This is a genomic window from Kitasatospora purpeofusca, assembly GCF_000718025.1.
Taxonomy (GTDB): domain Bacteria; phylum Actinomycetota; class Actinomycetes; order Streptomycetales; family Streptomycetaceae; genus Kitasatospora; species Kitasatospora purpeofusca.
In genome coordinates, this window is record NZ_JODS01000011.1 from 217,769 (window position 1) to 244,701 (window position 26,933).

Here is a 26,933-nt window from a genome sequence, read left to right on the forward strand (position 1 = left end):
GCAGGTGGCGTGGTGGTGCGGGGGCTCGTGGGGCCTACCAGTCGGTGCCGATGCCCGTGCGGGTGCCGAAGGTGTTCTGGCCGGTGCCCGGGTAGAGGTACATGTTTCCGGCGGCGCCCCGGGGGGCCTGGACGGCGGCGATGTCCGTGCGGCCGTCGGCGTTGAAGTCGCCGCCGACCAGGTCGCGCATGACGTTCCAGCCCGTTCCGGCGCTCACCGGGGCCGCGAACCAGCCCGTGCCGGTGCCCGGGTAGACGTACAGCTTCCCGTCTCCGGTGCCCACTGCGGCGATGTCCGACTTCCCGTCACCGTTGAAATCACCGGCGGAGAAGTTGTCCAAGGTGTTCCAACCGGTACCGGCCGACCACGGCGCACCGAACACACCCGTGCCGGTACCGGGGTAGACGTACAGGCTCCCGTCGCCCGCGCCGACCGCGGCCAGGTCGGTCTTGCCGTCGCCGTTGAAGTCGCCCGGCGTCACGTTGCCGACCGAGTCCCAGCCGGTCCCGATCAGGGTCCGCTGGCCGAAGGTGCCGAGGCCGTTGCCCGGGTACAGGAACATCTTCCCCGTCGACGCCTCCACCGCGGCCAGGTCCGGCTTGCCGTCGCCGTTGAAGTCGGCCGACGCGAAGCCCGTCATCCCCACCGGGGCGGCGGGGGCCTGGCCGAGGGCGTCGACGATCCGCTGCGCGTCGGCCACCTGGTACTGGTAGCGATCGGGGTAGGCCGAGCGCTGGACGGCCTGGCAGACCTCGCCGATCGGCTTGCTCGTCCAGGAGTTGTTCGGATACGTGGAGAGCAGCGCGTTGATGAACTTGCGGTCGTCATCGCCGGGTCGAGGCGCTGCGCGGTGCTGCCCCACGACGCCCGCTGCTGGAACAGGCCGACACTGTCGTGGTCCTCCATATTCGGGTTGTTCCGCAGGGTGGACTCCACGATCGCCGTGGTGATCGCGATGACCTCGGCCTGCTGCGGCACACCGATGGCCCGCACGGTGTTGACGACGGCCCGGGCGCAGGACACCCTGTACGCGGTCATCGCGTTCCGCAGGGTACCGGTGAGCTGCTGGTTCAACTGGGCTGCGGCAGCGCTGTCGGCGGAGGTGATCGTGCCGCACGACACATCGGGCAGGGCCGCGTGGGCCGGGCTCGTGGCGGCCACCGTTCCACTGGCCAGGACCGCGCTCACCGCGAGGATCTGCAGGGACCTGCGCAGGGTCTTCTTCATGGAAAACGCTTCCTTCGTTCGCAGGCTTGGTCAGCCGGGTCGGATGCGCCGTCGCCGGGGAATGGGGCGGCGACAGACGTCGAAAGTGCTGCGGGAACAGCCGCCCGCCGTGAGCCGTGCAGGAGGGCGGCGGTCCCTCGGAACGGGCGTAGCGGAACAGGCGCAGAGAGAACGGACCCTGAGTTCGGGTCAGCCCCGAGCGACGTGCGGCGGCGGCGTGGTGGCCCCGGTGGGGGGAACGGCGACCGCGGTGGCCTTGGCGAGACGGGTGCGAGGCATAATCCGGAGTCCTTTGCGAGAGCGACGGAACGTGCGGATCGATCGGGGTTCCCGCTTCGGCGTCCCGCGGTGACGCCTCGCCGGTCCTGCCCGCCGGCGGGATCCCCGGCCGGCGATCACTAATCGCGCTGCTGCCCGGGCCGGTTGAAAGGGCTCTCGGCTGGACGGAATCGTCCCTGGACCGTTCCGTCCAACCGGTCGTATCTGCAGAGCAGTTGGCGGGGAAACGGCCCGACCGGCGAACCCCCTGCCTTCCTCGGCGCAGGCGTTCCCATACCGCGGCCGAACCGCTGTCGAACCCGTCGCGCCTAACGTCCCGTCCGTCGGGGCGACGACCGTTCCGGAGGTCCGACGCAACCGGGAGGCTCGTCGAGCGACCCGTCGCGCCGCAGCGGTGCGCCCTGCCGTAGCAGGAACTTCGGAAGCAGGAACCTCGGGCCGGTGACGGCCTCGGGGTCACCGCGCCGGTGCGGCCCCGCCGCGACGCGACGGCTGCCGGAGCCGGGCGGGCGAACGACCACGTGGAGGAGATCGTCTTGTTCGACGCGCTGTCCGATGCTCTCGCCGACGAGCAGTTCTTCGCTCCGCTGGGCACGATGGCCGACCCCGGCCGGCGCTTCGTGCCCGCCCGGGTCGCGGTCGGCTGGCGCGGGAGCGAGCGGGGCATCTGGACCGCGTGGAGCGCTCGCGGGGTGCGCCGGGCCGAGCAGGGCTGGAAGATCCACGTATCGGCGCGCCCGGAGCGGGCCCAGCACGTCCTCGACGCGGTGGCGGACATCTGCTTCGCCGAGGAGGTGCCGTTCAAGCACGTGTCGGCGCACTTCTTCTTCCTCGCCCTCCACCACAAGCACGGCGCCCGGTCCCAGGCCGGCAAGTTCTGCGCCGTGTACCCGCCGGACACCTCCGTCGCCGCGCGGCTGCTGGACCTGCTCGCCGAGGCCCTGCACGGCGAGGACGGCGCCTACGTCCTCAGCGACCGCCGCTACCGGGACTCCCGGACCGTCCACTACCGCTACGGCGCGTTCGGCCCCCGCAGCCGGCTGCTGCCCGACGGCACCGCGCAGGCGCTGCTGACCGACGGGCACGGGCACGACGTGCCGGACCGGCGGCTGCCGTACTTCGTGCTGCCCGAGGGCGTCAGCGACCCGTTCGTCGCCGAGGAGCCGGCCCCGCACCGCGGCACGATCCGCATCCGCGACTACGAGATCGTCAAGGTGCTGCAGCCGAGCAACGCCGGCGGCGCCTACCGGGCGCGGGACACCCGCACCGGGCAGCTCGTCCTCGTCAAGGAGGCGCGCCCGCACAACGGCTACACCTGGGACGGCGTCAGCGCCCAGGAGCGGCTGCGCCGGGAGTTCGACACCCTGACCGCCGTGCACGCGGCGACGGAGGGTGTGTGCCCGCGGCCGCTGGAGCGGTTCACGGAATGGGAGCACGACTTCCTCGTCATGGAGTACGTCGAGGGGCTGCCGCTGGTGACGTGGATCAACCGCTCGTCGCCCGTCCTGCTGGCCGACCGGCCCGCCGCGGACTTCGACCGCTACCACGCCGCCTGCCGGCGCATCCTCGCCTCGCTCGACGAGGCCCTGGATCAACTCCACGCGCTGGGGCTGCGGTTCGGCGACGTCAGCCCCGGGAACGTCATCGTCACGCCCGCCGGGGACGCCAGGCTCGTCGACTTCGAGTCCGCGACCGCGCTGGAGGCCCGCCCGGCCCGGATGGGCACCCCGGGCTTCGCGCCGCCCCCGGCCGTGACCGCCGGGCACCGCGCCGACCCGCTCCTCGCGGACCGCTACGGCCTGTCGGCCCTCGCGCTCACCCTGCTGGCGCCCTTCCACAACGCCCCTCAACTGACGGCGGCCAACTTCGCCCTGCTGCGACGCGACCTGGCGGCCGGGGCACCGGTTCCGCACGACCTGTGGCAGCGGGCCACCGCCTTCCGGCAACCCGCCGAGCAGCAGGAGTCGACGCTGCCCGACCCCGGCCAGGTGGACGCCGACCCGCTGGGCTGCCTGACCCTGCTGGCCGAGCGGACGGCTGCGGGACTGCTCGCCCTCGCCGACACTGAACGGCCCGACTGGGCCTTCCCTCCGTCGCCCCAGGCGTTCCGCACCAACACGGTGTGCGTGGCCTACGGAACGGCGGGTGTGGTGCACGCCCTGTGCCGGGCCGGCCTCCCCGTCCCGGAAGAGGTCCGCAAGCGCCTGCGCGAGGACGCGCTCGACGCGGCCGACACGCTGCCCCCCGGGCTCGCCGTCGGCGCGGCCGGCGTCGGACGGGTACTGGCCCGCACGGGACATCTCGACGAGGCGGTCGACCTGCTGCACGCGGCCGAGCGCCACCCGCTGACGGCCACCACGACCACGCTGGCCGACGGACGGGCCGGGGTCGGTCTGGCCTGGCTCGCCCTGCACCGCCTCACCCGCGACCCGCGCCACCTGGAACGCGCGGCGGCCGCCGGCGACGCGATCCTGCGGCACGGCACGGACCTGGCTCCGACCCTCGGCGCCCACGACGCCCGCGGCCTGTTCCACGGCCGCTCCGGACTCGCGCTCTTCCTGCACCACCTCGCCGGCGAGACGGGGGAACAGCGCTACCTGTCAGCGGGACGCGCGCTGCTGCACGAGGAGCTGGACCGCGCGGTGGCGCTTCCCGACGGCTCCCTCTCCTTCGCCGACAACGCCGTGAACCGGCGCGTCATGCCGTACCTGGCGACCGGGTCGGCCGGCATCGGAACCGTCCTGGTGCGCTACGCCGCCACCGCGGACGAGCGCTTCCGCGCGGCCCTGCCCCGCGTCCTCGCCGACGCCCGCAAGGTCAGCGCGATCCAGGCCGGCCTGCACGACGGCTTCGCCGGGCTGGTCTACCTGCTCGCCGAACACGCCGACCTCACCCAGCAGGACGCCGACCGCCAGGACGCGCTGCGGCTCGCGACCGGGCTCCTCAAGTACGCCGTCCCGCACGGCGACGGCGTCCGCTGGCTCGGCACGGGCTCGCTGCGCTTCAGCGCCGACGTGGCCAGCGGCAGCGCCGGAATCCTGCTGGCACTGCACCGAGCCCTCCACGGCCCGGGTGACGACTGGTTCACCCTGGATCCCATCCACCCCCGAGACACACAGGACAACGGAGGCAAGCACCCATGACCGAGATCCTCGCCCTGCAGCAGTTGGAGCCCCAGAGCGACCAGACGGAGGAGGCGTACCCCTTCCCCTGCTTCAGCATCTACGCCAGCTCGTTCGTCGACAACGACACGTTCTAGCCTTCGCATTCGGGCGGCCACGGCCCGCCCGGCACCGGCCGGGCGGGCCGGGGCGCGGTGCCGCGCCCCCGCAGGTCCTCGCCACCGCGTGCGCCCGGGGTCGTGACCGCCGCCCGGCGGCCGCGACCCCGGGTGTGCCGGTCAGAAGCTGACGATCTGCAGGAAGGTCCCGGGGTTGTCGTTGTAGTTGGTACCGGTGACGTAGAAGGTATGGCCGTCGGGGCCGACGGTCAGGGTGGCGCCGTGTTCGAGGTCGAACTCGGCGAAGTCCTCCTTGGGCACGGGCCGGTTGGTGGCCGTGCTGTACGCGGCCACGGTCGGGCTCGGCAGGTTGGTCTGGATCAGGACGTACAGCCGGGTGCCGCGCGGGTTCATCGCGAGGCCGGCGATCTGGCGGAAGCCCGTGTTGAGGTCGATCGTGGCGGCGAGGGTGTCGGTGGTCAGGTCGATCACCTGGATCCGCCCCTCGGGCTTGGTCTGCGCGTACACCGTGGCCCCGTTCGGGGCGAGGACCAGGTCGTCGATGAACCCGGGCGAGGTGATGGTGCCGACGACGGCCGGGTGCGCCCCGGTGAGGTCGAGGCGGATCAGGCCCTCGGGGCTGGAGAGGTACCCGGTGGCGCCGCCCGGCCGCAGCACGAGGTCCCGGGGGTTCAACGTCGGCAGCGGCGTCTCACCGGTGAACGTGCGGGAGGCGGTGGAGAAGGTGAGCAGGCGCCCGGGCAGGAAGGCCGGGTTCGGCGGCGCGTCCAGGAACGGGCCGCCCTGGCCGACGTACGCCGTCGCCCCGTCCGGCGACACCGCCAGACTGTACGGCGAGCCGACCCGCCAGCCGTCCGGGTGGGGCTGCTCGGGCAGCGGCACGCTCGCCCGCACGGTGTTGGTGGTGGTGTCGAAGATGTTCAGGGTTCCCGCGCCGGTCAGATAGATGAGCCGGCCGTCCGGGGAGAAGGTCTTGGTGCCGCTCCAGTGCTCCGTGCCGATCGGGACATCGGCCAGTACGGCGCCGCTGCGGGTGTCGACGACACCGAGCCGATTGCCCGTCTGTGTCTCCTCGCCGATGTAGGCGCGCCGCCCGTCGCCGCTGATCAGGGCTCGCTGCGCCCAGTCGGTGCCGGGCAGTGGCACCAGTCGCTCCACACCGCCGACGGGGGGCTTGCCGCCCCCGGGTGACGGTGCGGCAGTGGCGCCGGTGGCGGTGGCGACGCCGGGGCCGACGAGAACGCCTGCCGCCACGAGCGCGGCCGCAAGCAGGGAAGCGGCCCAACGGGCCACCGGTGGACGTGAGTTCATGGAGCCAGCCTCTCTCCCGTGCCGGATGTGCGGACCTGCCACGAGGCTAGGGCATGAACATGTCGTTCCGGTTCGACGGACGCCCGCCGGGGCCCCGGTTCCCCGGACGGCGATTATCGGCCAGGGGTTTCGCGCCTTTGTCTGATGACCTGTCATTGACACATGCTTGACCATCGCTTTAATGTCGCAGTGGCGGCGACGAACGCGCCGCCGGATTACCGGTATATCTCGGAGGTCCGAATGGAACAGCTCATCAAGAAGATGACCCAGGACGACAAGTGGAAGGGCTGGGTCGCCGCCAACTCCGGAAGCACCGCCAAGGACGGCTGCATCAGTGCGGCCCCCAAGTCCGGGTGCATCAGCGTGGCCAAGGCCGGCTGTATCTCCTGACGCACCGAGCGGCACCTGACGGCACAGATCTGCCCTGAGCTGCGCCGACGAGGTTCGGGCCGGCCGGAACCCCCGGCCGGCCCGGGCCTGCGGCGCGCCCTCGCCGACGCGTACCGCCCGCGTCGCCCGTGCCGGCACGCCGTCCGATCCCCTGCCCCGGGGCCGGAGAACCGGAGCCCCGGACACCGACCGGAGGTGACATTTGAACGGCCAGCCGACCGCCGACGTGGTCGACCGGATCAAGGACATTCCCCTCTACCGCACCTCGATCGAGCAGGGTCATTTCCCGATTCTGGAAAAACCCGAGATCGCCCGCGGATTTCCCGACAACTGGATGACCCCGCAGCTGTCGGCCGCCCTCGCCGCCGGTGAGGCGGAGTTCGTGCTCTCCACCGGCACCAACCACGCCCGCATGCAGATCATCCGACCGCCCTACTTCCTACTGAAGTCCTACTACCGCCTGTGGAGCGAGCACCCCGACCTCGCCGACACCTGGCGGGAGGCCTGCAACCGGGTCTCCCTCACCACCGTCCTGGCCACCGAGCACGTCGCCCGCGTCAACGCCCGCAAGCGGGGCGAGGAACCGGCGGCCGAACCGGACCTGCGGGACCGCCGGCTGGACGACCGCACCTTCTACCTCAACCTGCGGCTGGACCCGGACCACTGGCAGCGGGCCGACGTCGAACGCATGCTCGCCGAGATCCGGGACGCCGCCCGTGCGCACCCGCGCGGCCGCTACCTCCTCGACTGCTCCTCCTCCCACCTCGCCCACCTGGTGCGCAAGGCCCGCGCCTGGGGCCTGTGGGAGGGGTTCCCGCCGCCGGCGGCCGTCGTCCACGCCTACGAGTACACGCCCGCGAACGTGGCCCGGTACCTGCGCGAGCACTTCGACTGCCCGATCGTCGACCTGTTCGGCAGCACCGAACTCGGCTACCTCTACTACAGCGACCGCGACGGCCACTACCGGCCCTACCTGCACGACATGAGCGTCGAACTTCAGCCCGTCGCCCCCGGCAGCACCATCCACAGCCTCATCGTCACCAGCGTGCGCAATCCCTGCATGCCGCTGGTCCGCTACCGCTCGGGCGACTGCGTCCGCACCGCCGACGGCAGCACGGACCCGGAGCGCATCACCCGCTTCTGCGGCCGCGAGAAGGAGTTGCTCGCCACCCCGCACGGCCCCCGCGCCCAGGGCGACCTCGACGAAGCCGTCAGCGCCGTCACCTCGCGGGTCTTCCTCACCCGCCTGCACCTCGAGGAGCCGGACGGGGCCGTCCTGCGCTGCACCACCTTCGACGCCGCCCCGCTCACCCCGGCCGAGAGCGAGGCCCTGGCCGACGCCGCCGGCGAACTCACCGGCCGGCGCTGCCGCGTGGAACACCACGACCACCTGCCTGTCGGCGCCTCCGGCAAGTACGCCTGGCTCGCCGCGTCCCCGTTCGCTGGAGGTTCCCGATGACCACCCGGTCCGAGCCGCAGGGCCGTGTCACGGTCACAGACCTCGAAGAACTGCTCGGCGAGGACCTCCACGCCGAGGTGGTCGCCTACACCGTCACCCGCACCGGCTGCGCACCCGCCGACGCCGAACGCCAGGTCACCGAGTGCCTGCGCTACCTCTACCTCGTCTCCCGGCACCGCGAGGAACTCGCCGGCCTCTTCCTTCCCGTCGAGCAGCACATCGACGAGATCTGGCACTACCTCATCCTGCAGACCCGCGAGTACCGCGCGCTGTGCGAGGAGCGCCTGCCCGGCCGGTTCTTCGTCCACCACCGCGGCATCCCGTACGAGTCCTACCAGGAGGAACCCGGCCGCCGGCAGGCCGCCGAGGAGGCGCTGCGCTGGATCCCGCTCTACTGCCGCGCCTTCGGCCCCTTCGACGAGGGTGCGCTCCCCCACTGGACCATCGTCCGCTACCTCCACGAGCAGTTGGACATGTCGCTGGAGGAGATCTCTGCGCTGAGCCCCCTGGCGTCCCCGTGAGCGCCACCCCGGTGGGCGGCGTCGCCCGCCGCCCACCGGGGCGTCCAGGGCCGCCGGAAGCACCGGAGGCGCCAGAGGCCCCCGAACAGCGGCGGATCCTGGCCGTCCTGGTCGCATCTCAGCTGGTCAGCGGCGCCGGACTCACCGCCGGCATCGTCGTCGGTGCCCTGCTGGCCGAGCAGATGCTCGGCTCCACCGGACTCGCCGGTATCCCCACCGCCCTGTTCACCGGCGGATCCATGCTCGGCGCCCTCGTCGTCGGCCGGCTGTGCCAGCGGCGCGGACGCCGCCCCGGCCTCGGCGCCGGCTACGCGATCGGCGCCCTGGGCAGCGTCGGCGTGGTCGCCGCCGTGGCCCTGGACCAGGTCGCGCTGCTGCTGCCCTCGCTCCTGGTCTACGGCGCCGGCACCGCCACCAACCTCCTCGCCCGCTACGCCGGAGCGGACCTCGCCGCACCGCACCGCCGCGCCCGCGCCCTGAGCCGCGTCCTGCTCGCCGCCACCCTCGGCGCGGTCGCCGGCCCCAACCTCGTCCCGCTCACCGGCGACATCGCCCATGCTTGGGGCATCCCCCCGCTGGCCGGACCGTTCCTGCTCGCCGCCCTCGGCTACACGGTGGCCGCCGTCCTGCTCACCGCGCTGCTGCGGCCCGACCCGCTCCACCTGGCCCGGGCCCGGCTCCCCCTCCCGGAGACCGACACGCCCGCCGACGCGGACGCCGGTGGCGGCTCCGACACCGGCGACAAGTCCGACCCGGTGCAGAAGCGCGCGGGCCGGCCACGAGGGCCGGGTGTCGCCACCGGCCTGTGGATCATGCTGCTCGGCCAGCTGCCCAAGGTCGCCCTCATGACGATGACGCCCGTCCACCTGGCCGCCAACGGCCACGGCACCGGCACGATCGGCCTGGTCGTCTCGCTCCACATCGCCGCGATGTTCCTGCCCTCCCCACTCACCGGCCTCCTGACGGACCGCCTCGGCGCCCTCCCCGTCGCCGCCGCCTCCGGCGTCCTCCTCTGCGCGGCCGCCCTGCTGGCCGCCACCGCGCCGGGCGACTCCGTGCCGCTCATCGCCCTCGCCCTCACCCTCGCCGGCATCGCCTGGAACCTCGGCCTGGTCAGCGGAACGGCCGTGATCACGGCCGCTCTGTCACCGGGGCGCGGCGCGAACACCCAGGGGCTGGCCGACGTCGGCCTCGCCGTCGCGGGCAGCACCGGCGCCCTGCTCTCGGGCCCGGCCGTCACGGCCGGCGGCTACGCCACCCTGGCCCTCGCCTGCGCGCTGGCAGCCCTCCTGGTCACGCCGCTGGCTCTGCGGGCGGCCCGGACCCGGGCGTGATCCGGAGGGAGCCGCACCGGCCGGGCACTCCGTCCGGCGCCCGTCCCGTCACGGGCGCGGCGCTCGGCGAGCGTCCGGCTGCTGGTACCCGAGGTCGAGGCCCCGGCAGTGTCCCTCTCAGGGGCGATGAGGCTGGTCCCTTAGGGGGACGCACTGTTCGACGCTACCTGGGTTGGATCATGAAGCCATCCCGCAGCGGGACAGGTCGCGGGCAGGACGGATCCGAGACTGGAGGTGATCCCAGAGACCGAGTTCCTTTCAGGAGGCGGCATGACGCTGCGAGTTGTACGAACGACTTCCGTGATGACGGCGATGACGGCGGGTGCGACCGCGCTGGCGGTGCTCACACCGGCGACGGCGCTCGCGGCGGAAGAACCGCTCCAGGGGTACGGGCAGCAGCGCCTGCGCTGGGAGCGGTGTGCCGCGGACCGGCCGGCTTCGTTGGAATGCACGACGGTGAAGGTGCCGCTGGACTACGGCGACCCGGGCGGCCGGGCCATCGGGATCGCGGTCTCCCGGATCAAGGCGGGCAGCGCGGCGAAGCGGCACGGCGTGCTGCTGCTCAACCCCGGTGGCCCGGGCGCGCCGGGGCTGACCATGCCGGCCGAGATGGAACCCCTGCTGCCGGCCGAGGTGCGCGAGCGCTTCGACCTGGTCGGCTTCGACCCGCGCGGGGGCGGGCGGAGCTCACCCGTCAACTGTGGCCTGACGGCGGACGAGCAGGTCCTCCAGCACCCCTACTCGGCGGAGACGTTCGGGCAGGACGTGGCCCGGGCCAGGAACGTGGCGGACAAGTGCTGGTCCAAGGCCGGGGACCTGCTGCCGCACATCACCACCCGGAACACGGCACGCGACATGGACGCCGTCCGGGCCGCACTGGGCGAACGGACGATCTCCTACCTGGGCCACTCGTTCGGCACTTACCTGGGCGCGGTCTACACCCAGATGTTCCCCCGGCGCGCGGACCGCTTCGTGCTCGACAGCGCGCTCGACCCGGCCCTGGTCTGGCGCGGCGTACTCCGCGGCACGACCGAGGCCGCCGAACTCGCCTTCACCCGTTGGACGCGGTGGGCCGCCGCACGCGACGCGACCTACCGGCTGGGCGCCACGCCCGAAGCCGTCCGCACCACGTTCTGGGACCTGATCGCCCGCGCCGACCGCACGCCGATCCCCCTGGAGGGCCAGCTGTTCGACGGCAACGCCGTCCGGGCTCAGTACCAGGCATTCGTGCAGGTCGAGGCCGTCACCGCCTTCGTCGTCGCGTTGAAGGCCGCAGCGGCCGGAACACCGGCCGGGCCGAGTCCCGAGGTCTCCGCCGCAGCCGACGCACCGGCCGACGCACCGGACTTGGACAACGTCGTCTCCGCCGCCTGGGCCGTCCTCTGCGGTGACGCCGGCTGGCCGCGCGACCCCGAGCAGTACCGCCAGGAGGCGATCCGGGACCGGGCCGCCCGCCCGCTGGCCGGCGACCTGGGGGCGAACATCCAGCCCTGCGCCTTCTGGAAGTCCGGCCCGCGCGAGCCCGCCACCACGGTGGACAACAACGTCAATGCCCTGATCGTGCAGAACGAATGGGACCCGCAGACACCGCTGGCCATGGCCAAGGGCATGCGGCGCGCCCTGCACGGTTCCCGCATCGTCACCGTGACCGGCGGAGAGGGCCACGGCGTGCTGGTGACCGGCCGACCGTCCTGCGCGGACGGGTACACCGCCCGCTACCTGACGACGGGCCGCCTCCCCGCGACGGACCGCACCTGCGGCTGACAGCGCGGGCGGGGCCGACCTGCGGCTCCGCAGCGTCGGCACGTGCCTCCCGGTGGCTCGTACCGGCGGCACGAGCCACCGTCCCTGGTTACTGGAGGCTCCAGCGGAGCGGATGGTCGGGATCGGTCGGGCAGACGAAGACGTTGAGTTCGCCGCACCGCCCCACGGTGACCTCGGTGGGGGTCGCGTACAGGTGGGTGGGCAGGTCCCGCTCCTCCAGTGGCTTCCAGCTTCCGCTGCCGCCGTCCCACTCCGAGCTGTCGACGGTCAGCAGGAGGCGCATCGGCGCCCTGCAGGTGTAACAGTCCATGGGGTAGGGATCGGTGGCGTGCCAGGAGGCGAAGCCGCCGGCGCGCCAGCCGGGCGGGATGGAGAGGTCGTACTGGTAGCCGATCGGCCCGGCGGCGTTCTCGTCCCCCGATCGCCCGGCCTCTTCCGCCCGGGCGGCGTCCCAGGCGTCGATGCGGGCGCACAGGTCCTCGGGCAGGAGGCCGGCGAACGGGTAGGTGGCCACCTGCTCCGGGTGCAGGACGCAGGGCTCGGGAACCAACGCGTCCGATCCGACGACCGAGGGTCGGGGCTGGGGGGCGAGCACCTCGCCGACCTCCGACGACCGCCGCCAGCGCAGGTGCAGCTCCAGGTCGTACCGGCCCGGACCGTGGGCTTCGAAGGGGCACCAGAACACCTGGAGCAGGTCGCAGCCGCCCGGCTCGGCCGGGAGGTCGGGAACGTCCCGCCGGTACAGCTGGACCAGGCCGATCATCGGCAGCGGATCGGTCTCCGACGCCCCGGGGATCCGGTGCTCCCGCTGCAGCTCCGTCAGCAGCTCCCGTTCCTCGTCCGTAGGGCCGGGGGCCTCGCTCCGGGCCCACGCGGTGGCCAGCACCTGCCGGTAGCGGTGGATGTCGACGGGGCGTCGGCCCAGCCCGCGGCCGTGCGCCTCACCGCACACCGGCCACGGTTCGTCCGCCGGCCACAGCATCGGACCGCCCATCGAGCTGTCCGAGGCCCGCGGTGTGCCGGGCCTCGGGTGGAGCCGCGTCGTCGTGCCCCGGTGGGCGGCCAGTTCGGGGAAGAGCGCTTCGACATCGATCGGGCGGGCGGGCGTGGTCCTCGTCATGGAAGGCACGTTAGCCCCGGGCACTGACTGTCAGGGTGGGCGAGGGCGCGGTCAGGAGCTGCTGACGCGCCGGCCGGCATCAGGGGCGGGTACCGGAGTGCGGGGTGGACGGGGCCGCCGGGTGTCGGCGGGGTGGGAGCGGGAAGAAGCCGCTGGTGCGGGCGACGTACTCGGCCCAGCCGGGCCGTTGCGTGCCGAGGTGGCGTTCGAGCATCGGTTTTCCGCTGCCGAAGGCGAGCAGGTAGGTCATCAGGAGCGGGCTGAGGACGAAGGCCCAGCCGATGGGGCTGTCCGCGGCGAGCAGGAACAGACCCCACCAGACGCAGGCGTCGCCGAAGTAGTTGGGGTGGCGGGTCCAGCGCCACAGTCCGCGGTCCATGATCCGGCCGCGGTTGGCGGGGTCGGCCTTGAAACGGGCGAGCTGTCGGTCCCCCACCGCCTCGAAGAACAGGCCGACCGCCCACAGTGCGGTGCCCGCCCACGCGAGCAAGCCGGGCGGGTGGGGAAGGTACTGGGCGGCCTGGACGGGCAGGGAGACGAACCAGACGAGGGCGGCCTGGAGCAGGTAGACGATCCGCAGGGCGTAGCGGGTTCGGGCCGGGCCCTCGGGGGCGCGGGAGAGCATCCGGGCGTAGCGCGGGTCCTCGGGGGCACCGCGGGAGCGCCACCACAGGTGGGCGGACAGCCTCAGGCCCCAGACGGTGACGAGCAGGGTGGCCAGCAGGCGGCGCCCCGGGTCCCCGTGGTGGTCCGAGAGCGCGAAGCCGGTCAGCGCGACGGCGGTGAACGCCAGCCCCCAGGCCGTGTCGACGCCCCGGTGGCGGCCGGAGCGCACTCCGACGGCGAAGGCGACGAGGAGGACGGCGAGGGCGACGGCGGCGGTGACGGCGAGGTTGAGCCCGAAGGCGGCGGCGTTCACGACCGGTCCTCGTCGCGGGTGAGGAGGAGTTGGTGGAGGTCGAGGTAGCCGGTGCGGAAGCCGGCCTCGGAGTGGGCGAGGTAGAGCTCCCACATGCGCCGGAAGACTTCGTCGAAGCCGAGGGCCGCGACCTGCGGCGAGCGTTCGGTGAAGCGTTCGCGCCACAGGCGCAGGGTCTCGGCGTAGTGCGGTCCGTACGCGTCGGCGCGGGTGAGGCGCAGCCGGGTGTGACGGGCGGCGGTCTCCTCGATCGCCCGCACGGACGGGACGAGGCCGCCGGGGAAGATGTACTTCAGGATCCAGGTGTAGGTGCGGCTGCTGGCGAGCATCCGCTCGTGGGGCATGGTGATCGCCTGCAGGGCGACCCGGCCGCCGGGGGCCAGGACCCGGTCGAGGGTGGCGAAGTAGTCCGGCCAGAACGGCCGGCCGACGGCTTCGATCATCTCGACGCTGACGACGGCGTCGTACTGGCCTTCGGCGGCGCGGTAGTCGCAGAGCCGGACCTCCGCCCGGTCCGCCTGCCCGGCGGCGGCGATCCGCTGCCGGGCGAGGGCGAGTTGTTGCTCGGAGAGGGTCAGGCTGACGACGCGGGCGCCGCGGGCGGCGGCGCGCAGGGCCAGTTCGCCCCAGCCGGTGCCGATCTCCAGCAGCCGGGTGCCGGGGCCGACGCGGGCCAGGTCGAGCAGCCGGTCGATCTTGCGGTGCTGGGCGGCGGGCAGGCCGTCGTGGGTGGCGAGCAGCGTTCGGCCGCCGAGCGGCGCGTGGGCGAGGTGCGGTGCGTGGGCGAGGTGCGGAGCGTGGCCGGGGTGCGGAGCGTTGCCGGGGTGCGGTGCGTGGCCGGCAAGGGACGCCTGGCCGGGGAGCGGTGCATCGGCGGACCCGGTCGAGAAAAGGGCCGAGGAGTAGCTCATCGTCGGGTCGAGGAACAGGGCGAACAGGTCGTTCGACAGGTCGTAGTGCCGGCGGACGTTGCGCCGCGCGTTCGCCGCAGTGGACAGTTCCTCCTCCGGCGGCCGTTGCACGTAGAACCGCCGCAGCCACCGTGCACCGGCGGGCACGAGGGTCTCGGGGGCGGTGGCGAGCGCGGTGAGCAGCGCGACCAGGTCGGGGCTGTCCCAGTCGCCGGCCTGGTAGGACTCCCCGAAGCCGATCAGGCCGCTCGCACCGACCCGGTGCAGGAAGTCCCGGGGGTGGTTCAGCCGCAGGACCGGTGCCCCGGGCGGGGCCGGTCGCAGGAGGCGGCCGCCGGGCAGTTCGACGCGCAGGCCGCGCTGCGAGGCCGCCCGGCGCAGCAGGCGTGCGGCGGCGGCCGCTCGCAGCGGCACGTCGGGTACTCGGGCGACGTCCGGCCAGCGCGCGGGGTCGACGAAGGGTGTCGGCGTCGCGGTCGGGGAGGCCGTGGTCGTCATGGAGCGGGCACCTCTTCGGTGGGAACGGGCCGGTCGTCGGACCGGGACGGGCCGGCCGGGCTGGCCGGGCAGGTAGCGGCGGCGGCCGCGGGGCGGGTGGCGGCGGCGGCCGGGCGGGGGTGGACCGGCAGACCGCCGAGCCACAGGCGGATGCCCCGGTAGCGGATGTGCAGGCTGACGGCCCAGGTGGCGAACGGGTGGGCGAGCGCGGCGCGCAGGAGAGCGGCCGGACCGGCCGGGCGGGCGGTGCCGCGGACGGTGGCGGTGAAGGCGGGCTCGCCCCGCCGTTCCAGGTGGACCGTCAGCCGCAGCCGCTCCCCCGGTTCCGGCAGCACCATGCGGTAGCGTCCGTCGACGGGGAAGAACGGCGAGACGTAGAAGTCCTTGAGGCACTCGCCGCGGCCCTCGGGATCGGGTGGCAGCAGGTAGCGGTGCCGCCCGCCGTAGGTGTTGTGGACCTCGGCGACCGTGCACAGCGGGCGGCCCTCCCCGTCCCGGCACCAGTACACGGTCAGCGGGTTGAACACGTGCCCGAGCGAGCGGGCCTGGGTCAGCATCAGGACCCTTCCCCGGCCGAGCCGAATGCCGTGGCCGAGGAGGTAGCGCTCCAGGTCGTGACGGATCGTCGGCGGGTCGTCCGGCGGGTCGCCAGCGGCGGCGAGGGCGTGGTCGCGCGGCAGGAACCGGGCCAGTGGCCGCAGCGGTCGCGGGAGCACCGGCAGCTCGTCGAGGTCCACCAGCCACAGGTAGCCGCGGTGGCGGAACGGCGGTCTCCGGGGTGCGGTGCGCACGTGCGTGGTGACGGTCTCGTAGAGGACCGCTCCCCACGGTCCGGGCAGCGCGGTCACGGCACACTCACCCCCAGCAGGGCGTGCGCGGCCTCGATGCCGGAACGGCAGCCGTCCTCGTGGAAGCCCCAGCCGTGGTAGGCGCCCGCGAACACGGTTCGGGCGGTGGCGAGTTGCGGCAGCCGGCGCTGGGCCGCGACCGAGCGCGCGGTGTACACCGGGTGTTCGTAGACGGTGCGGGAGAGCACCAGGTGCTCGGGGATCGGCCGCTGCCGGTCCTCGTTGAGGGTGACCAGGTAGTCGGTCTCGGTGTCCAGGCGCAGCAGCCGGTTGAGGTGGTAGCTGACCCGCACCCGGTCGGAGGGCGCGGTGCAGTTGGGCATCCGGTAGTTCCACGATCCGCGGGCCGACCGCGCGGTGGGAAGGACGGTCGGGTCGCGGTGCAGGACGGTCGGGTTGCGGGAGTAGGAGAAGGCGCCGAGGACCTCGCGCTCGTCGTCGCTCGGGTCGGCGAGCAGCCGCAGCGCCTGGTCGGCGTGGGTGGCGACCACCACCGCGTCGGCTTCGGTGCTGCGGCCGTCCGCGCGGACCACGGTGACCCCGTCGGGATGCCGGCGCACCGCACGCACGGGCGCCGACCTGTGCACGGTGGTGAGCCGCTCCGCGATCCGGTCGACGTAGGTGCGCGAGCCGCCGACGACGGTGCGCCACGTCGGCGAGCCGCCCACGCCGAGCAGGCCGTGGTTGCGGAGGAAGGCGAACAGGTAGCGGGCCGGGTAGTCGCCCGCCAGGTCGGGGGCGCAGGACCACACCGAGGAGACCAGCGGGGTCATGAAGTGGCTCACGAAGTACGGCCCGAACCGCCCCGAGGCGAGGAACTCCCGCAGGCTCGGCTCCCCGGCCCCCGGGTCGGCCAGCAGCCGGCGGGCGAGCCGGTGGAACCGGGGTACCTCGGCCAGCAGGCGCAGGTACCGGCCGCGGACCAGGACGTCGGGGCGGGCGAACAGCCCCACCGGCCCCCGCGCGCCCGCGTACTCGAGGCCGCAGCCGTCGCAGCGCACGGACATGCTCATCTCGCTGTCCCGGGTGCGGACGCCGAGTTCCGCGAACAGGCTCACCAGGTGCGGGTAGGTGCGCTCGTTGTGCACCAGGAATCCGGTGTCCAGCGGCACCGCCCGCCCGTCCCGGTCGAGGGCCTCCTGGGTGTGGGCGTGGCCGCCGAGACGGTCGTCGGCCTCGAAAAGCTCGACCTCCACCCCGGCCCGGGAGAGCCGGTACGCCGCGGTGAGCCCGGCGACGCCGGATCCCACCACCGCCACGGTGCGCGGACGCGCGCCGGGGCGTGGGGCGGCGGGCGCCGTGCCGAGGCGCGGCGCGGCCGGGGCCGCGCCTGCCTGCGGGTCCGGCGGGACCGGCGGATCCGGCGCTGCGGAGACGGTGTCGAACGTGGTCACGGGTTCCCCTCCCGACCGGGCCGCGGCGCGGCCCGCGATGTCGTCGCACCCGTTCTTCGGAACCGCGCCCGAATCGGATTGGCCCACGGCGACGGCCTCTGCGGTGCCGCATCGCTTGTGCGGCGGCGACCGCCCTCGGCGGGCGCTGCCGTGGGCGCTGTCGTGGGCGCTGTCCTGAGCGCTGTCGTGGGCCGGCGGGACGGCCTGTCCAAGGGCGATCCGGGCCGTGGCCACGATGTACAAGTCACGATGTACAAGTAGGGCCGACGGGCGGGACCGGAACGGCGTCCGAGGGCACCGGCGACGCCGTCGTCCTGCGGGGCGGGCCCCCGGTGTCGCACGGCCTCGGGTCCGCGGCCGTCACCCTCGACCGGGTGCCCGCCGACGGATCGGTACTGTGGCCGGACACCCCGTTGAGAGGCGCCCTCCCCCATGGCCAAGAACGCCGCCGAACCACGTCCCGCAGCCCGCAGGCCCCTGCTGCAGCTGACCGGCGTCAGCCGCTCGTACGGCGAGCGCGAGGTGCTGCACCCCGTGAACCTGTCGCTGGCCGCCGGGGAGTGCGTGGCGCTGCTCGGACACAACGGGTCGGGCAAGTCGACCCTGCTCAGGGTCGCGGCCGGACGCGACGCCCCCAGCAAGGGCACCGTGGTCTTCGACGGCATCCCGATGGACGAGAACGACCCCCGGGTCCGGGCCCGGGTCGCGGTGGTCGGCGACACCGTCGCCTGTTACCCCGACCTGACCGTCCGCGAGCACCTGCTGCTGGTCGCGGTCGCGCACGGGGTCGCCGACGCGGCCGACTGGGTCGCCCAGGTGCTGGACGGCCGGATGCTCACGGAACGGGCCGACGCCCTGCCCTCGGCACTCTCGTCCGGACAGATGCAGGCCCTCCTGCTGGCGTGCGCGCTGGTGCGCCCGCGCGACCTCCTGCTGCTGGACGAGCCCGAGCAGCGGCTCGACCCGGACGCCCGGCGGCACCTCGCCGACCTGCTGAAGGCCGAGCTGGCCGACGGCGTCGCGGTGCTGCTGGTCACCCACCACACCGACCTGGCCATGGACGTGGCCGACCGGGTGGTGGTGCTGGAGGACGGCAAGATCCTCAAGCAAGGCGCCACCCGCAAGGTGCTGGCGGCGGATTTCGCGGCCCGCGCCGCCGCAGGCTCGGCGGGTGCCCGGTGAGCGCCGCTCCCTCCCCGAAAGCCGATCCCGCCGCCGAGGCCCGGGCGGACGACGACTGGTCGGACGACCGCACGGACGACGACTCGAACGGCGACGGCGGCTGGGCGGACGACGGCTCGAACGGCGACGGCTCGGGCGACGGCTCGACAGGCGACGGCTGGACGGACACCGACTGGTCCGAGGACTGGACCGACGAGACCCTCGCCCTGCTCCGCACCCTGCGCGCCCCGCACCGGCGCAACCGCGCCAAGTCGGTCGGCTTCGCCGTCTACTGTGTGATCCTCATCCTGATCATCTGGGGCGGCGTGCCCAGCCTCGGCCTGTTCCTGCAGGCATCCATGGGCGCCGACTACACCGGCCACGGCAGCGATCTGCTCGCCGCGATGCCCGCCGGCATCACCGCGATCGGGCTGGTGACCTTCCTCCTGCTGGTCCGGGACGGCCTGTGGCGCGGCCCGGTGGTGCCGCCCCGGGCGGCGGCCGACTGGCTGCTGATCCACCCCGTCCGGCCCCGCCCGGTGCTCCGGCCGTGGTTCTGGCTGTCCTGCGCCGTGGCCGCGTTCCCCGGTCTGGTGGCGGCGGTCGGCGGCATGGTCGCGCTCGGGCTCACCGTCCGGACCGGCCTGCCGGCCGCGCTCGGCTGGTGCCTGCTCGGGGGCCTCTGCGTGCCGCTCCTGGCCACCTGCGCCGCGCTGGTGGTGGAGCGCAGCGACCGCGCCGCCCGCTGGGTGCGCCGACTCACCCCGGGTCTGACACTGCTGATCATCGCGCTGGCGGGGCAGAGCGCTTTGGCCGTCGCCGGTCACCCGGTGCGCTGGCTGGAGCTGGTCGAGATGTGGTCGGGGCCGTGGGGCTGGGCCGCGATCGCCGCCCTTGCGCCGACCTCGGCCGCCGTGGCGGGCGGCTGGGTCGCCGCCGCACTGCTGCTGGTGTCGACCGGTGCCGCCCTGGTGCTCGCCGACCGGGCCGCCGCGACGGTCCCGCTGGCCCGGCTGCGGGAGCGGGCCAGGACCGCTGCCGGGGTGCTGGCCGCGCTCCGGACGGTCGAGCTGCGCAGCGCCCGGCTGGCGGTGAACAGCGCCAACGGCAGCGCCCGGCAACGCCGGCTCCGGCTGCCCGCGCCCCGGCGGGCATGGCTGGTGGTGCCGTGGCGGGACACCCTCGCCCTGCTCCGCTCACCCGCCCGGCTGGGCCGCGCGACGGTGCTCACGGTGCCCGCGCTGCTCTGCGCCGTCCTCGCGCACGGGGCCGCGGGCGCACTGTCCTGGCTGGCCGCCGCCGTCGCGCTGACCTTCGGCTACCTGGCCGTCGCGCAGCTGCTGGAGCCGGCCCGGATCGAGACGGACGATGTCCGGCGGGCCTCCTGGTCGCCGTACCCGTTCGCCGGGCTCATGCTGCGCCATGCCATCGTTCCGACGCTGGCCGGGGTCCTGCTGGGGCTGGCCTGCACCGGGGCGCTGCTGGCGGCGGGCACGGGCCCGACGGCCTGGCTCGCACCGGCCGCCGCGCCGGCGCTGGTCGCGGCGGGGCTGGTCAACGCCTGCCGCGGGGTGCTGCGCAAGGACCTGATGTTCTCCCCCGCCCAGGGCGCCGGCGGTGGGACGGGCCCGATGCTGTTCGCCGCCTGGTACGCGGCCGGGCCTGCCGTGGGCGTGGCCGCGCTGACGCCGATGTTCTCCTCGGCACTGCGCGCCGGGGCGGTCGTGCCGGTCGGCAAGGCTGCGCTGATGGCGGTGGTGGTCGCGGTCCTGCTGCTGCGCTGGGCGCAGGCCAGGGCGGCGAAGATGAGCAGGGCCCGTGCCGGGGAGAGCACTCCCTAGATCCGTACCGCGCGTCCGCGTCCGCCTCCGTTGATCCGGACGCTCCGGCGCACACCGCCGCCCGGGCCCGGTCCGCAACCACGCGGGCCGGGCCCGCGGTCCACCCGGTCGCTACCGCCGCCCTGCGGTGCCCGTCGGCCCCGGTGGGCCCGGTGGCGCCGGCGGGCCCTTTGGACCCCCTGGTCAGCGCCCGGCGCCGTGCTCGGCGAGGAAGGCCAGAACCCTGCGCCAGGAGTCCGCGCACGCCTCGGCGGTCTCCGCCGAGCCCTGCTCGAAGAAGCCGTGCGGAGCTCCGGGGTAGGTGACCGACCGGTACCGGCACCCGGCAGCGTCGAGTGCCTGCTCGAACCCCGCCACCGCGGCCGGCGGAATGGCCTCGTCGGCGCTGCCCCAGAGGGCCAGCAACGGCGCCGTGAAGTCGCCGGCGAGCTGGGTGGGGCCGGGCGAGCCGTTGATCACGTCCGGGAATCCGTAGAAGCCGATCACGCCGGCGAGTCCGAACCGCTCGGCAGCGGCCCGAAAAGCCTGACGACCACCGAAGCAGAAGCCGAGGGCGATCACCGGCCGGCGGCTCGCCCCTCCGTCGGCGCGCAGTTCCGCGGTCGCGGCGGCGATGTCGGCATCCAGGCCGGCCGGGGTGAGCTTCATCAGGTGGGCCAGCAGGTTGCCCGGCTCGGTGAACCCCGCTCCCCGGTCACGGAGGTCGGACCCGGCGGTGCGGCCGAACCAGTCCAGCGCGAGTGCGGGATGCCCTTGCTCCGCCAGCCGTACGGCGAGTGCCTCGTAGAACGGGGACAGGCCGTTGTTGTCGGGCAGCACCAGAACGGCGGCACCGGACAAGCGCTCGGGCCGCGCCACGAAGGCGGCGAACCGGGTCCCGTCACCTGCCGTCAGGACGAGCGGCCCCGTCTCCGCGACGGGGGTGACGGCGGCGCGGTGGACGGGCGGAACAGCGTCGGATTCGTAGCACACAGGGCATTCCTCGTCAGTGCTTCCACGGGGCGACGCCGGAAGGCCGGCGTCGGCGGACGCGGGAACTCTATGCGAGAAATACTTATGTGAAGATCCATCATATCATGAATATGAATTCTTTTCAAGGCATTTTCGTCGGAGATCGGCCGCAATTCGGTCACCCTGGGCCTTCACCGCCCGGAATCGCGCGCCGACGGAAATATCGAGTACCCCGACCCCGGAGCGGTCGCCCCGCTCCGTTCATACCCGTGTCAGTTAGAAGCCCCCGGTATTGCCGGAGGCATCAGGCAGGGCGTGTTGACCCGGAAGAGCAGCAGCCCTCCGGTCGTGGTCTCCACGGTGATCAGGTACCGGCTCGCCGGCTGGGAGGCGTCGAGGACGGTGTCGACCTTGCCGTCCGTGGTCTCCCGGTAACCGTCGATCTTGAAGCCCTGTTGTTCGAGCATCGCCCGGACCTTCCGGACCGCCTCGGGGTGCTGCCCGACCGGCGCGGAGCCGTAGACCGCGTACGACATCTTGTAACGGCCGTCCTGCGCGACCTCGTCGTTCTTGCCGACACAGCCGTTGAAGAACGGCTCGGCGCTTCCGGTGTCGAGGTTGACGCCGGCGCTCTGCGCCATGTCCTCGGCCATGTGCTGGGCCCAGTCCTGAGCGTCCTGGCGGGCCTTGACGGGCAGCGGCTCGGTGGGGCCGGGCGCGGACATGCATCCTCCGAGGATCAGAGGCAGGCAGAGCACCACCGCGGCGATGCCGAGGCGCCGCACTCCGACCGAGTGCGCAGCGCGGGCAGCGGTTCGTGGCAGGGGGAAGGGCACGGTGGACTTCCTTGCGCTTGGAACAGGGTGGGGGGCCGGCCGTCCGGGCCGCGGCCGGCCCAGCAGTCGCAGGGGACGGGGGCTGACGGTCAGCCTCGGAAGCGCTGTCGGTGCCTTCCCGACGAGATGCGGCCCCGATGGTCAGCCTGTGAGCTGACCCGCTCCCGTCCGACTGCCGGCAACGGCCGGCCGGCAGGGCTTCCGGAGACCTTCACCTATGGACGGCGCCACCTCCCCGCGGACATGTCGATCTCCCTTGGATTGACCTTGAGATGACCCACTGCGTTCCCCTCCCGACAGCTCATCAGTCGGCAAGGAGCCTATTGCGGTGACCGGCCGATGCCCATCCGTGCAAGTACTCATCCGATATGAATCGAAATAGGCAAGTAGCTACCCGTCCTTCGGGGAGTGGTCGACGCTCGAGAACGGACCGTTCCGCCGTAGCCGTGTGCCGTCCGCCGGAGCGCCGCCCTCGGGCGCGGCCTCGCACCCCTCCACTCGGCCGACGAGGGCGACCCGGTCGACGCCGAACCGGCGCGCCGAAACCTGGAGGAGCCGGCCCCGGCCGACCGCCCGGCTGCGCCAGCCGGCGGAAGGGTCCCGCGCTTCGACGTGGGCGAGACCGAAGTGCGTGACCTGGCGATCCAGGAACGGCGACTGGGCATCGAGCAGGGAACGCGGACGCCTTGCCACGTCGTTGGTCCACCCGGAGAGGAGCGTCTGTGAAGACACGTCAGAGGGATCGGGGCACCCCCGAACCACAGGCGCCGTGGAACGAAGTCAGTCCGCGACTGTGGATGGGCGGGCACTTCTGGGCCGGCCCGGAAGGCGATGTACAAGCCGCCGTCGTCGGTGCAGAATTCGATCTGGTCATCAGCCTGTTCACCCGACCGGGCCACGGTCCGACTCCCGGAGTCGATCATCTGATCAGTGAGATCCCCGACAGTCCGCTCACGGCCGAACACCTCCACTCGGTCCGACAGTTGGCCGTCACGGCCACCGAGGCCGTACGCAATGAGCGGACCGTGCTCGTGCGCTGCCACTCCGGCTACAACCGCTCCGGCCTCGTTGTCGCACAGACCCTGATCGAGCTGGGCCAGGACCCCGCCACCGCCATCGCCCTCGTCCGACAGAGACGATCGCCCTGGGCTCTGAACAACCGGACCTTCGAGCAGTACCTCACTACCGGACTCGATGTCGCCCACCTCCTGGCCGGGCTCGAAACCGGCACCTGACTGCGCCTCGCAATGGACCGCGACGTTCCGGGTTTGGTACTCCTACTACGAGTACGGGCAGGGGCAGACGGCGGAGGTCTTCGATCCCCCGGAGTCGGTCGCCCACAGGCTCCGCCGCGTGGCCGGACGATGTTGTGGCGGCTCGGTGGACATCGACCGGACGCCGGTGCGGGTAAGTGGCGAACCTGGGGTGCCGACCAGGAGACGTCCCGAAATACAGGGGAGACGATGACAGCCGATCTATCGATGAGCGTCCTGGGACCGGGTGGAGTCGAGGAGACCTGGGAACTGTTCCTGAAGGACGGCGAGGTCCCCGGTATCACCCTCAGGAGCTCCGACGGTACGGCCTGGAGCGCTGACGGCGATGACCTGTTCGATGCGCTGTCAGACATCCGGCTGCAGATCGAGCCCCTGGGCTACCTGCTGCTCTGCAACGGCGCCAGGACCGACGCCTATCCGTCGGGCAGGTGCCGCGACATGGGCCGCGGAAGCATCGTGTACATCCTGAAGCCGGGTCGGGCCGCCCGCCAGCAGGTGTCCGTCTTCGACCGTGCAGCGCCGGCCTCGGTCGGCACCGTCGCCGCCCAACGGGAGTTCTACGAGGCCTGGATCGCCGGCCCCATGCACCGGCCACTGACCGACCGGACGAGGGACGCGCTGGCCGATCTCTGGTTCCGGCTGAGCGGCCGCTCGTACGCCGGCACCCTGAAACGTCGAAGGCCGGAGTGATCGTGGACTCCGGGGATCCTGATCGCCCGGCATCGGATCAAGGTGCTCGCGTCGGGCCGCCCTCGTACCTTCTCGGCTCAGCCCGGCGCGTCCATCAGGGAGGTGAGGTAGGCGTCCAGCCGCTCCTCCACGGCTCGTGTCGTCAGCTCGTACCGTCCTGCCTCCCACCACGGCTGCGCCACCCACTGCACTTCCTCCGAGAATGCCAGGGGCGACCGCACCTGCCAGTACAGCCGCTCGTCCGCCGCTGCGGCCAGCGTCCCGCCGGCGGCCTGGTACGCCTCGGTGAAGCGCAGGCCCCAGGCCGGGCCGTGCAGCAGCGCGAGATTGGTGGCGCAATGCGCCACGTCGAGGTCGGCGGGGCCCCAGGAGGCGGCTGCCCAGTCGACGACGCCGGTGATCCGGGCGACGGCGGCACCGGCACCGGCCGGGTCCTCGGGCGGCAGGTCGAACAGTACGTTGCCGGGCTGGAAGTCCCCGTGAAGGAAGCGTCCTTCGTAGCGGGGCGCGGGCCTGCGGATCACGTCGGTCGCGGCGGCCCAGGTCGCGGCGTCGGCGCCCTCGGGGACCACGACCGTGTCGGCGGTCGACAGCGCCACGTACTCCCGGGGCCGTGCCGCCGGCCGCACCGTGTGGATCGCCGCGAGTTGACGGGCCAGCAATGGCAGGCGCGTCTCCAGCCCCCCGTCGTGGAGGGTTGTCCGGCCCGGGAGGTGGCTCATGAGGAGCGAGGGGTACTCGCAGTGCGCGGCGACCGGATCGAAGGCGACGAGTCCGGGAGCCCGCACGCCGGTGCCGGTGAGCGTGGTCAGGGCGTCGGCCTCCCGGTGCAGGAGGTCCTCGGCCGGCCCCTGCCGGGTCGGGTCGACGAAGGAGCGCAGCACCAGGTGCCGGGTGCCGCCGTCCCGCGTGCCGACGGTCAGCCGCCGCATGTCGGCGGTGGCGCCGCCGTGCAGCGCCTCGGCTCCGACGATCCGCTCGCCGGGCTCCAGGTGCCGGCGGACCCAGGCCAGGGTCAACGGTCGGACGGTCGCCGCCTCGTCATGATTGGTCACCGCGCCACCTCATCATCCGGGCGGCGGCATGCGCGACCCCTTTAGGTCCTGTCCGCGAGTCGGTGTGCGACTCCCCGGCACCCCCGCCTGAATCGGCAAAGCCGTCGGTAGGTGCAGTTCGGTGGTGCGCTCGGCCGGGCGGTCAGAAGCTCCAGCTGTACAGGCGGCCGCCTGTGCTTACCGCAGAGGCCGCGAGCCGGGCGACTTCCCGTAGCACCGTCGGCAGATCGTCGTCGGTCATGTCGTCACCGTCCTCGTCCCTGAGCCTGGTGGTCCAGCGACCGGCGAGCTCCTCCAGTTCCGTGGAGTCGGCGTCGGCCAGCGCCCGGGTCAACCGCCCTGGCAGAGCGAACACCTCGACGCCGTCGTTCACGGGGGCAGTGACCCACCGCGGCCACCGTTTGCCGAGCTGCTCGGGTGTCGGTACCTCGGTCGAGGGCTCCTCGAAGTACATGTCCCAGACGGCGATGGCACTGTCCGGCTCGATGAATTCCGGACCGGGTCGCCGCCCGCGCATCGCACAGACAGCATCGTCGTCGGGCGCGAGGAAGAACACTATGTCGTGAGCCACCACAGCATGATGGCAAACCGCGCAGACGCGAGAACGGTACAGGTCGCGAAAGGTCCTCCCCGCGCAGGCGGGGACGCCGGCGTGCGGCCGAGGTCCCCGCCCGGCGGCCGGAGGTCAGGGGTGGAAGGCCACCTCCGGGTCGGCCGCGTTCGGTCCGTCCAGCAGCGGCTGCGCGATGCCCTTCAGCTGCAGGTCGAAGAAGGCACCGACGTACCGGCGGGTGAGGTCGGCGGCGCGGGCGCTCGCGATGGTGCTGCCGGGCGGGCGGGGCACGCCCAGGCCGTCGATGAGCACCGGGAAGTCGGTGAAGCTGTGGTGGTCGGTGCCTTCGACGGTCAGCCAGCGCTTCCAGCCGTCGAGGTGGAGCCAGCTCGTCTGCCAGCTCTCGTCCTCGGCTCCGCCGCCCAATGGGTGGCCGATCATCAGGAACGGCTTGCCGCCGATCCCGGTGGCGGGCACCAGGACGTCCATGGTTCCGTCCAGGTTCACCCCGGCCCGGATCCGGTCGTCGGTGAGCAGGGCCGGGACGGTGGCCGCGCCACCGGCGGAGTGACCGGCCATGCCGATCCGGTCGCGGTCGATCATCCGGGCGTAGCGCCACGCCGGGTGGGGACGGCTGGTCAGCCGGTCGATGACGAACGACACGTCCTTCGCCCGGCTCTCGTCCACCTGCGACCAGTCCTTGGGAACGCCGCACATCACACAGGGCAGCGTCCGCCCGTCCGGGAAGGTGGTGCCGGTGTTCTCGTAGGTGTGGTCGACCAGCGCGACGACGTAGCCGCGGCTGGCCAGGTCCTCGGCGAGGCCGGTGACGGCGGTCCGCGCGTCGACGAAGCCGGGCGACAGCACCACCAGCGGGTAGTGGCCGCCCTGCGGACGGGCACCGGTCGCCGACCAGGTCCGGACTCCGGTGAGGACCTCGGTCGGGACGGTGTTGCCCGGCAGCCGGTAGTCCAGCATCGCGCGGGCCGCCCCGGCGGTCATGTACGGGGCCGGGCCGCCCGTGCCGGCGTGGGCGGGGTAGTACATCGAGACCATCAGCTGGCGCGGACCCGCGGAGGGCACCCACGGGTCCGGACGGTCCTGGTCGACCAGGTGCAGGATCTCCCGTCCGACCGCGTACTTGCCGGTCGGGCGCGGGAGTTCGATGCGGACGGCGGCCGGGTCGCCCGTCGCGGCGGTGCCGGGTGCGGGTGCGGCGGAAGCCGCCGGGGAGGGCGCGGCCAGGGCCGGAACGGTGGCGGCGACGGACAGGGGCAGCGCGAGCAGCAGGGCTGCCGCGCCGACGGTGGCGCGAAGTCGTCTCATACCGACGACGGTAGGCCGCGGGCAGGGGAA

At 73.3% G+C, this 26,933-nt stretch carries 22 protein-coding genes; 10 read left to right on the forward strand and 12 right to left on the reverse strand.

Annotated features, from left to right (window positions below; translation table 11 throughout):
• Window positions 1-34: 34 nt before the first annotated feature.
• A complete protein-coding gene (locus tag IF01_RS48340) occupies window positions 35-862 on the reverse strand; it encodes an FG-GAP repeat domain-containing protein (protein WP_051755602.1) in 828 nt (275 codons plus the stop codon).
• Window positions 863-2,042: 1,180 nt separating this feature from the next.
• On the opposite strand from IF01_RS48340, the gene lanKC reads away from it, so the two are divergent.
• Window positions 2,043-4,649, forward strand: a complete 2,607-nt coding sequence (gene lanKC, locus IF01_RS0118255; RefSeq protein ID WP_157855267.1) for a class III lanthionine synthetase LanKC — start codon at window positions 2,043-2,045, stop codon at window positions 4,647-4,649.
• A gap of 257 nt (window positions 4,650-4,906) precedes the next feature.
• Here the strand turns inward: lanKC and IF01_RS0118265 are convergent, their stop codons facing one another.
• Window positions 4,907-6,058, reverse strand: coding sequence for a YncE family protein (locus IF01_RS0118265; protein WP_157855268.1), 1,152 nt, complete (start codon window positions 6,056-6,058; stop codon window positions 4,907-4,909).
• A 240-nt stretch (window positions 6,059-6,298) separates the two neighbouring features.
• Between IF01_RS0118265 and IF01_RS48980 the strand changes: the two genes are divergently transcribed.
• The 5 genes from IF01_RS48980 (at window position 6,299) to IF01_RS0118290 (ending at window position 11,526) form a co-directional block, all read left to right on the forward strand.
• Window positions 6,299-6,448 carry a hypothetical protein gene (locus IF01_RS48980; RefSeq protein ID WP_167349754.1) on the forward strand — a complete coding sequence of 50 codons (150 nt, stop codon included), beginning with the start codon at window positions 6,299-6,301 and terminating at the stop codon, window positions 6,446-6,448.
• Between the two features lie 202 nt (window positions 6,449-6,650).
• Window positions 6,651-7,907, forward strand: coding sequence for a phenylacetate--CoA ligase family protein (locus IF01_RS0118275; RefSeq protein ID WP_030394500.1), 1,257 nt, complete (start codon window positions 6,651-6,653; stop codon window positions 7,905-7,907).
• Window positions 7,904-8,428 (forward strand): glycine-rich domain-containing protein, encoded by a 525-nt coding sequence (locus tag IF01_RS0118280; RefSeq protein ID WP_030394501.1) that lies wholly within the window; start codon window positions 7,904-7,906, stop codon window positions 8,426-8,428. The genes IF01_RS0118275 and IF01_RS0118280 overlap by 4 nt, the downstream gene beginning before the upstream one ends.
• Window positions 8,425-9,762, forward strand: coding sequence for an MFS transporter (locus IF01_RS0118285; RefSeq protein WP_375340985.1), 1,338 nt, complete (start codon window positions 8,425-8,427; stop codon window positions 9,760-9,762). The genes IF01_RS0118280 and IF01_RS0118285 overlap by 4 nt, the downstream gene beginning before the upstream one ends.
• A 270-nt stretch (window positions 9,763-10,032) precedes the next feature.
• Complete coding sequence (locus IF01_RS0118290) at window positions 10,033-11,526, forward strand: alpha/beta hydrolase (RefSeq protein WP_208624326.1); 1,494 nt, start codon at window positions 10,033-10,035, stop codon at window positions 11,524-11,526.
• Window positions 11,527-11,614: 88 nt separating this feature from the next.
• Here IF01_RS0118290 and IF01_RS0118295 read toward each other — a convergent pair whose 3' ends face one another.
• From IF01_RS0118295 to IF01_RS0118320, 5 genes are all read right to left on the reverse strand, one after another.
• Window positions 11,615-12,646, reverse strand: a complete 1,032-nt coding sequence (locus IF01_RS0118295) for a hypothetical protein (RefSeq protein ID WP_030394504.1) — start codon at window positions 12,644-12,646, stop codon at window positions 11,615-11,617.
• A 79-nt stretch (window positions 12,647-12,725) separates the two neighbouring features.
• Complete coding sequence (locus IF01_RS0118300) at window positions 12,726-13,565, reverse strand: DUF1295 domain-containing protein (protein ID WP_030394505.1); 840 nt, start codon at window positions 13,563-13,565, stop codon at window positions 12,726-12,728.
• Window positions 13,562-14,974, reverse strand: coding sequence for a class I SAM-dependent methyltransferase (locus IF01_RS50040; protein ID WP_037780127.1), 1,413 nt, complete (start codon window positions 14,972-14,974; stop codon window positions 13,562-13,564). Before IF01_RS50040 ends, IF01_RS0118300 begins: the two co-directional genes overlap by 4 nt.
• Entirely contained in the window at window positions 14,971-15,813 is an 843-nt protein-coding gene (locus IF01_RS41925; RefSeq protein ID WP_030394506.1) for a DUF1365 domain-containing protein, read from the reverse strand. The genes IF01_RS50040 and IF01_RS41925 overlap by 4 nt, the downstream gene beginning before the upstream one ends.
• Before the next feature lie 5 nt (window positions 15,814-15,818).
• A complete protein-coding gene (locus tag IF01_RS0118320) occupies window positions 15,819-17,081 on the reverse strand; it encodes an NAD(P)/FAD-dependent oxidoreductase (RefSeq protein WP_030394507.1) in 1,263 nt (420 codons plus the stop codon).
• A 567-nt stretch (window positions 17,082-17,648) separates the two neighbouring features.
• On the opposite strand from IF01_RS0118320, the gene IF01_RS0118325 reads away from it, so the two are divergent.
• Window positions 17,649-18,398 carry an ABC transporter ATP-binding protein gene (locus tag IF01_RS0118325; protein ID WP_037780129.1) on the forward strand — a complete coding sequence of 250 codons (750 nt, stop codon included), beginning with the start codon at window positions 17,649-17,651 and terminating at the stop codon, window positions 18,396-18,398.
• On the forward strand, window positions 18,395-20,218 hold the full coding sequence (locus IF01_RS0118330) for a hypothetical protein (protein WP_106981217.1): 1,824 nt from the start codon (window positions 18,395-18,397) through the stop codon (window positions 20,216-20,218). The genes IF01_RS0118325 and IF01_RS0118330 overlap by 4 nt, the downstream gene beginning before the upstream one ends.
• Window positions 20,219-20,401: 183 nt before the next feature.
• On the opposite strand, the gene IF01_RS0118335 is transcribed toward IF01_RS0118330, so the two are convergent.
• Together IF01_RS0118335 and IF01_RS0118340 are read right to left on the reverse strand one after the other, a co-directional pair.
• Window positions 20,402-21,190: a dienelactone hydrolase family protein gene (locus IF01_RS0118335; RefSeq protein WP_030394510.1), complete on the reverse strand. Its 789-nt coding sequence runs from the start codon at window positions 21,188-21,190 to the stop codon at window positions 20,402-20,404.
• 251 nt (window positions 21,191-21,441) lie between these two features.
• Window positions 21,442-22,005, reverse strand: a complete 564-nt coding sequence (locus tag IF01_RS0118340) for a hypothetical protein (protein ID WP_149030669.1) — start codon at window positions 22,003-22,005, stop codon at window positions 21,442-21,444.
• A 722-nt stretch (window positions 22,006-22,727) separates the two neighbouring features.
• On the opposite strand from IF01_RS0118340, the gene IF01_RS0118350 reads away from it, so the two are divergent.
• A complete protein-coding gene (locus IF01_RS0118350; RefSeq protein ID WP_030394513.1) occupies window positions 22,728-23,240 on the forward strand; it encodes a protein-tyrosine phosphatase family protein in 513 nt (170 codons plus the stop codon).
• A 246-nt stretch (window positions 23,241-23,486) separates the two neighbouring features.
• The gene (locus IF01_RS44010) at window positions 23,487-23,969 is read left to right on the forward strand and encodes a hypothetical protein (protein ID WP_051742991.1); all 483 of its coding nucleotides are present in this window, start codon (window positions 23,487-23,489) and stop codon (window positions 23,967-23,969) included.
• Between the two features lie 77 nt (window positions 23,970-24,046).
• On the opposite strand, the gene IF01_RS0118360 is transcribed toward IF01_RS44010, so the two are convergent.
• The 3 genes from IF01_RS0118360 to IF01_RS0118370 form a co-directional block, all read right to left on the reverse strand.
• Window positions 24,047-25,024, reverse strand: coding sequence for a phosphotransferase family protein (locus IF01_RS0118360; protein WP_030394515.1), 978 nt, complete (start codon window positions 25,022-25,024; stop codon window positions 24,047-24,049).
• Window positions 25,025-25,166: 142 nt separating this feature from the next.
• Entirely contained in the window at window positions 25,167-25,595 is a 429-nt protein-coding gene (locus IF01_RS0118365; protein WP_157855269.1) for a hypothetical protein, read from the reverse strand.
• 114 nt (window positions 25,596-25,709) lie between these two features.
• Window positions 25,710-26,903, reverse strand: coding sequence for an alpha/beta hydrolase family protein (locus tag IF01_RS0118370; protein ID WP_030394517.1), 1,194 nt, complete (start codon window positions 26,901-26,903; stop codon window positions 25,710-25,712).
• Between the last annotated feature and the right edge of the window lie 30 nt (window positions 26,904-26,933).

What these genes read in the sequence shown, in the direction of transcription:
- IF01_RS0118265 (WP_157855268.1), bottom strand. Translation starts at nt 6,058, where the DNA reads ATGAACTCACGTCCACCGGTGGCCCGTTGGGCCGCTTCCCTGCTTGCG.
- IF01_RS48980 (WP_167349754.1), top strand. Translation starts at nt 6,299, where the DNA reads ATGGAACAGCTCATCAAGAAGATGACCCAGGACGACAAGTGGAAGGGC.
- IF01_RS0118280 (WP_030394501.1), top strand. Translation starts at nt 7,904, where the DNA reads ATGACCACCCGGTCCGAGCCGCAGGGCCGTGTCACGGTCACAGACCTC.
- IF01_RS0118290 (WP_208624326.1), top strand. Translation starts at nt 10,033, where the DNA reads ATGACGCTGCGAGTTGTACGAACGACTTCCGTGATGACGGCGATGACG.
- IF01_RS0118295 (WP_030394504.1), bottom strand. Translation starts at nt 12,646, where the DNA reads ATGACGAGGACCACGCCCGCCCGCCCGATCGATGTCGAAGCGCTCTTC.
- IF01_RS50040 (WP_037780127.1), bottom strand. Translation starts at nt 14,974, where the DNA reads ATGACGACCACGGCCTCCCCGACCGCGACGCCGACACCCTTCGTCGAC.
- IF01_RS0118325 (WP_037780129.1), top strand. Translation starts at nt 17,649, where the DNA reads ATGGCCAAGAACGCCGCCGAACCACGTCCCGCAGCCCGCAGGCCCCTG.
- IF01_RS44010 (WP_051742991.1), top strand. Translation starts at nt 23,487, where the DNA reads ATGAGCGTCCTGGGACCGGGTGGAGTCGAGGAGACCTGGGAACTGTTC.
- IF01_RS0118370 (WP_030394517.1), bottom strand. Translation starts at nt 26,903, where the DNA reads ATGAGACGACTTCGCGCCACCGTCGGCGCGGCAGCCCTGCTGCTCGCG.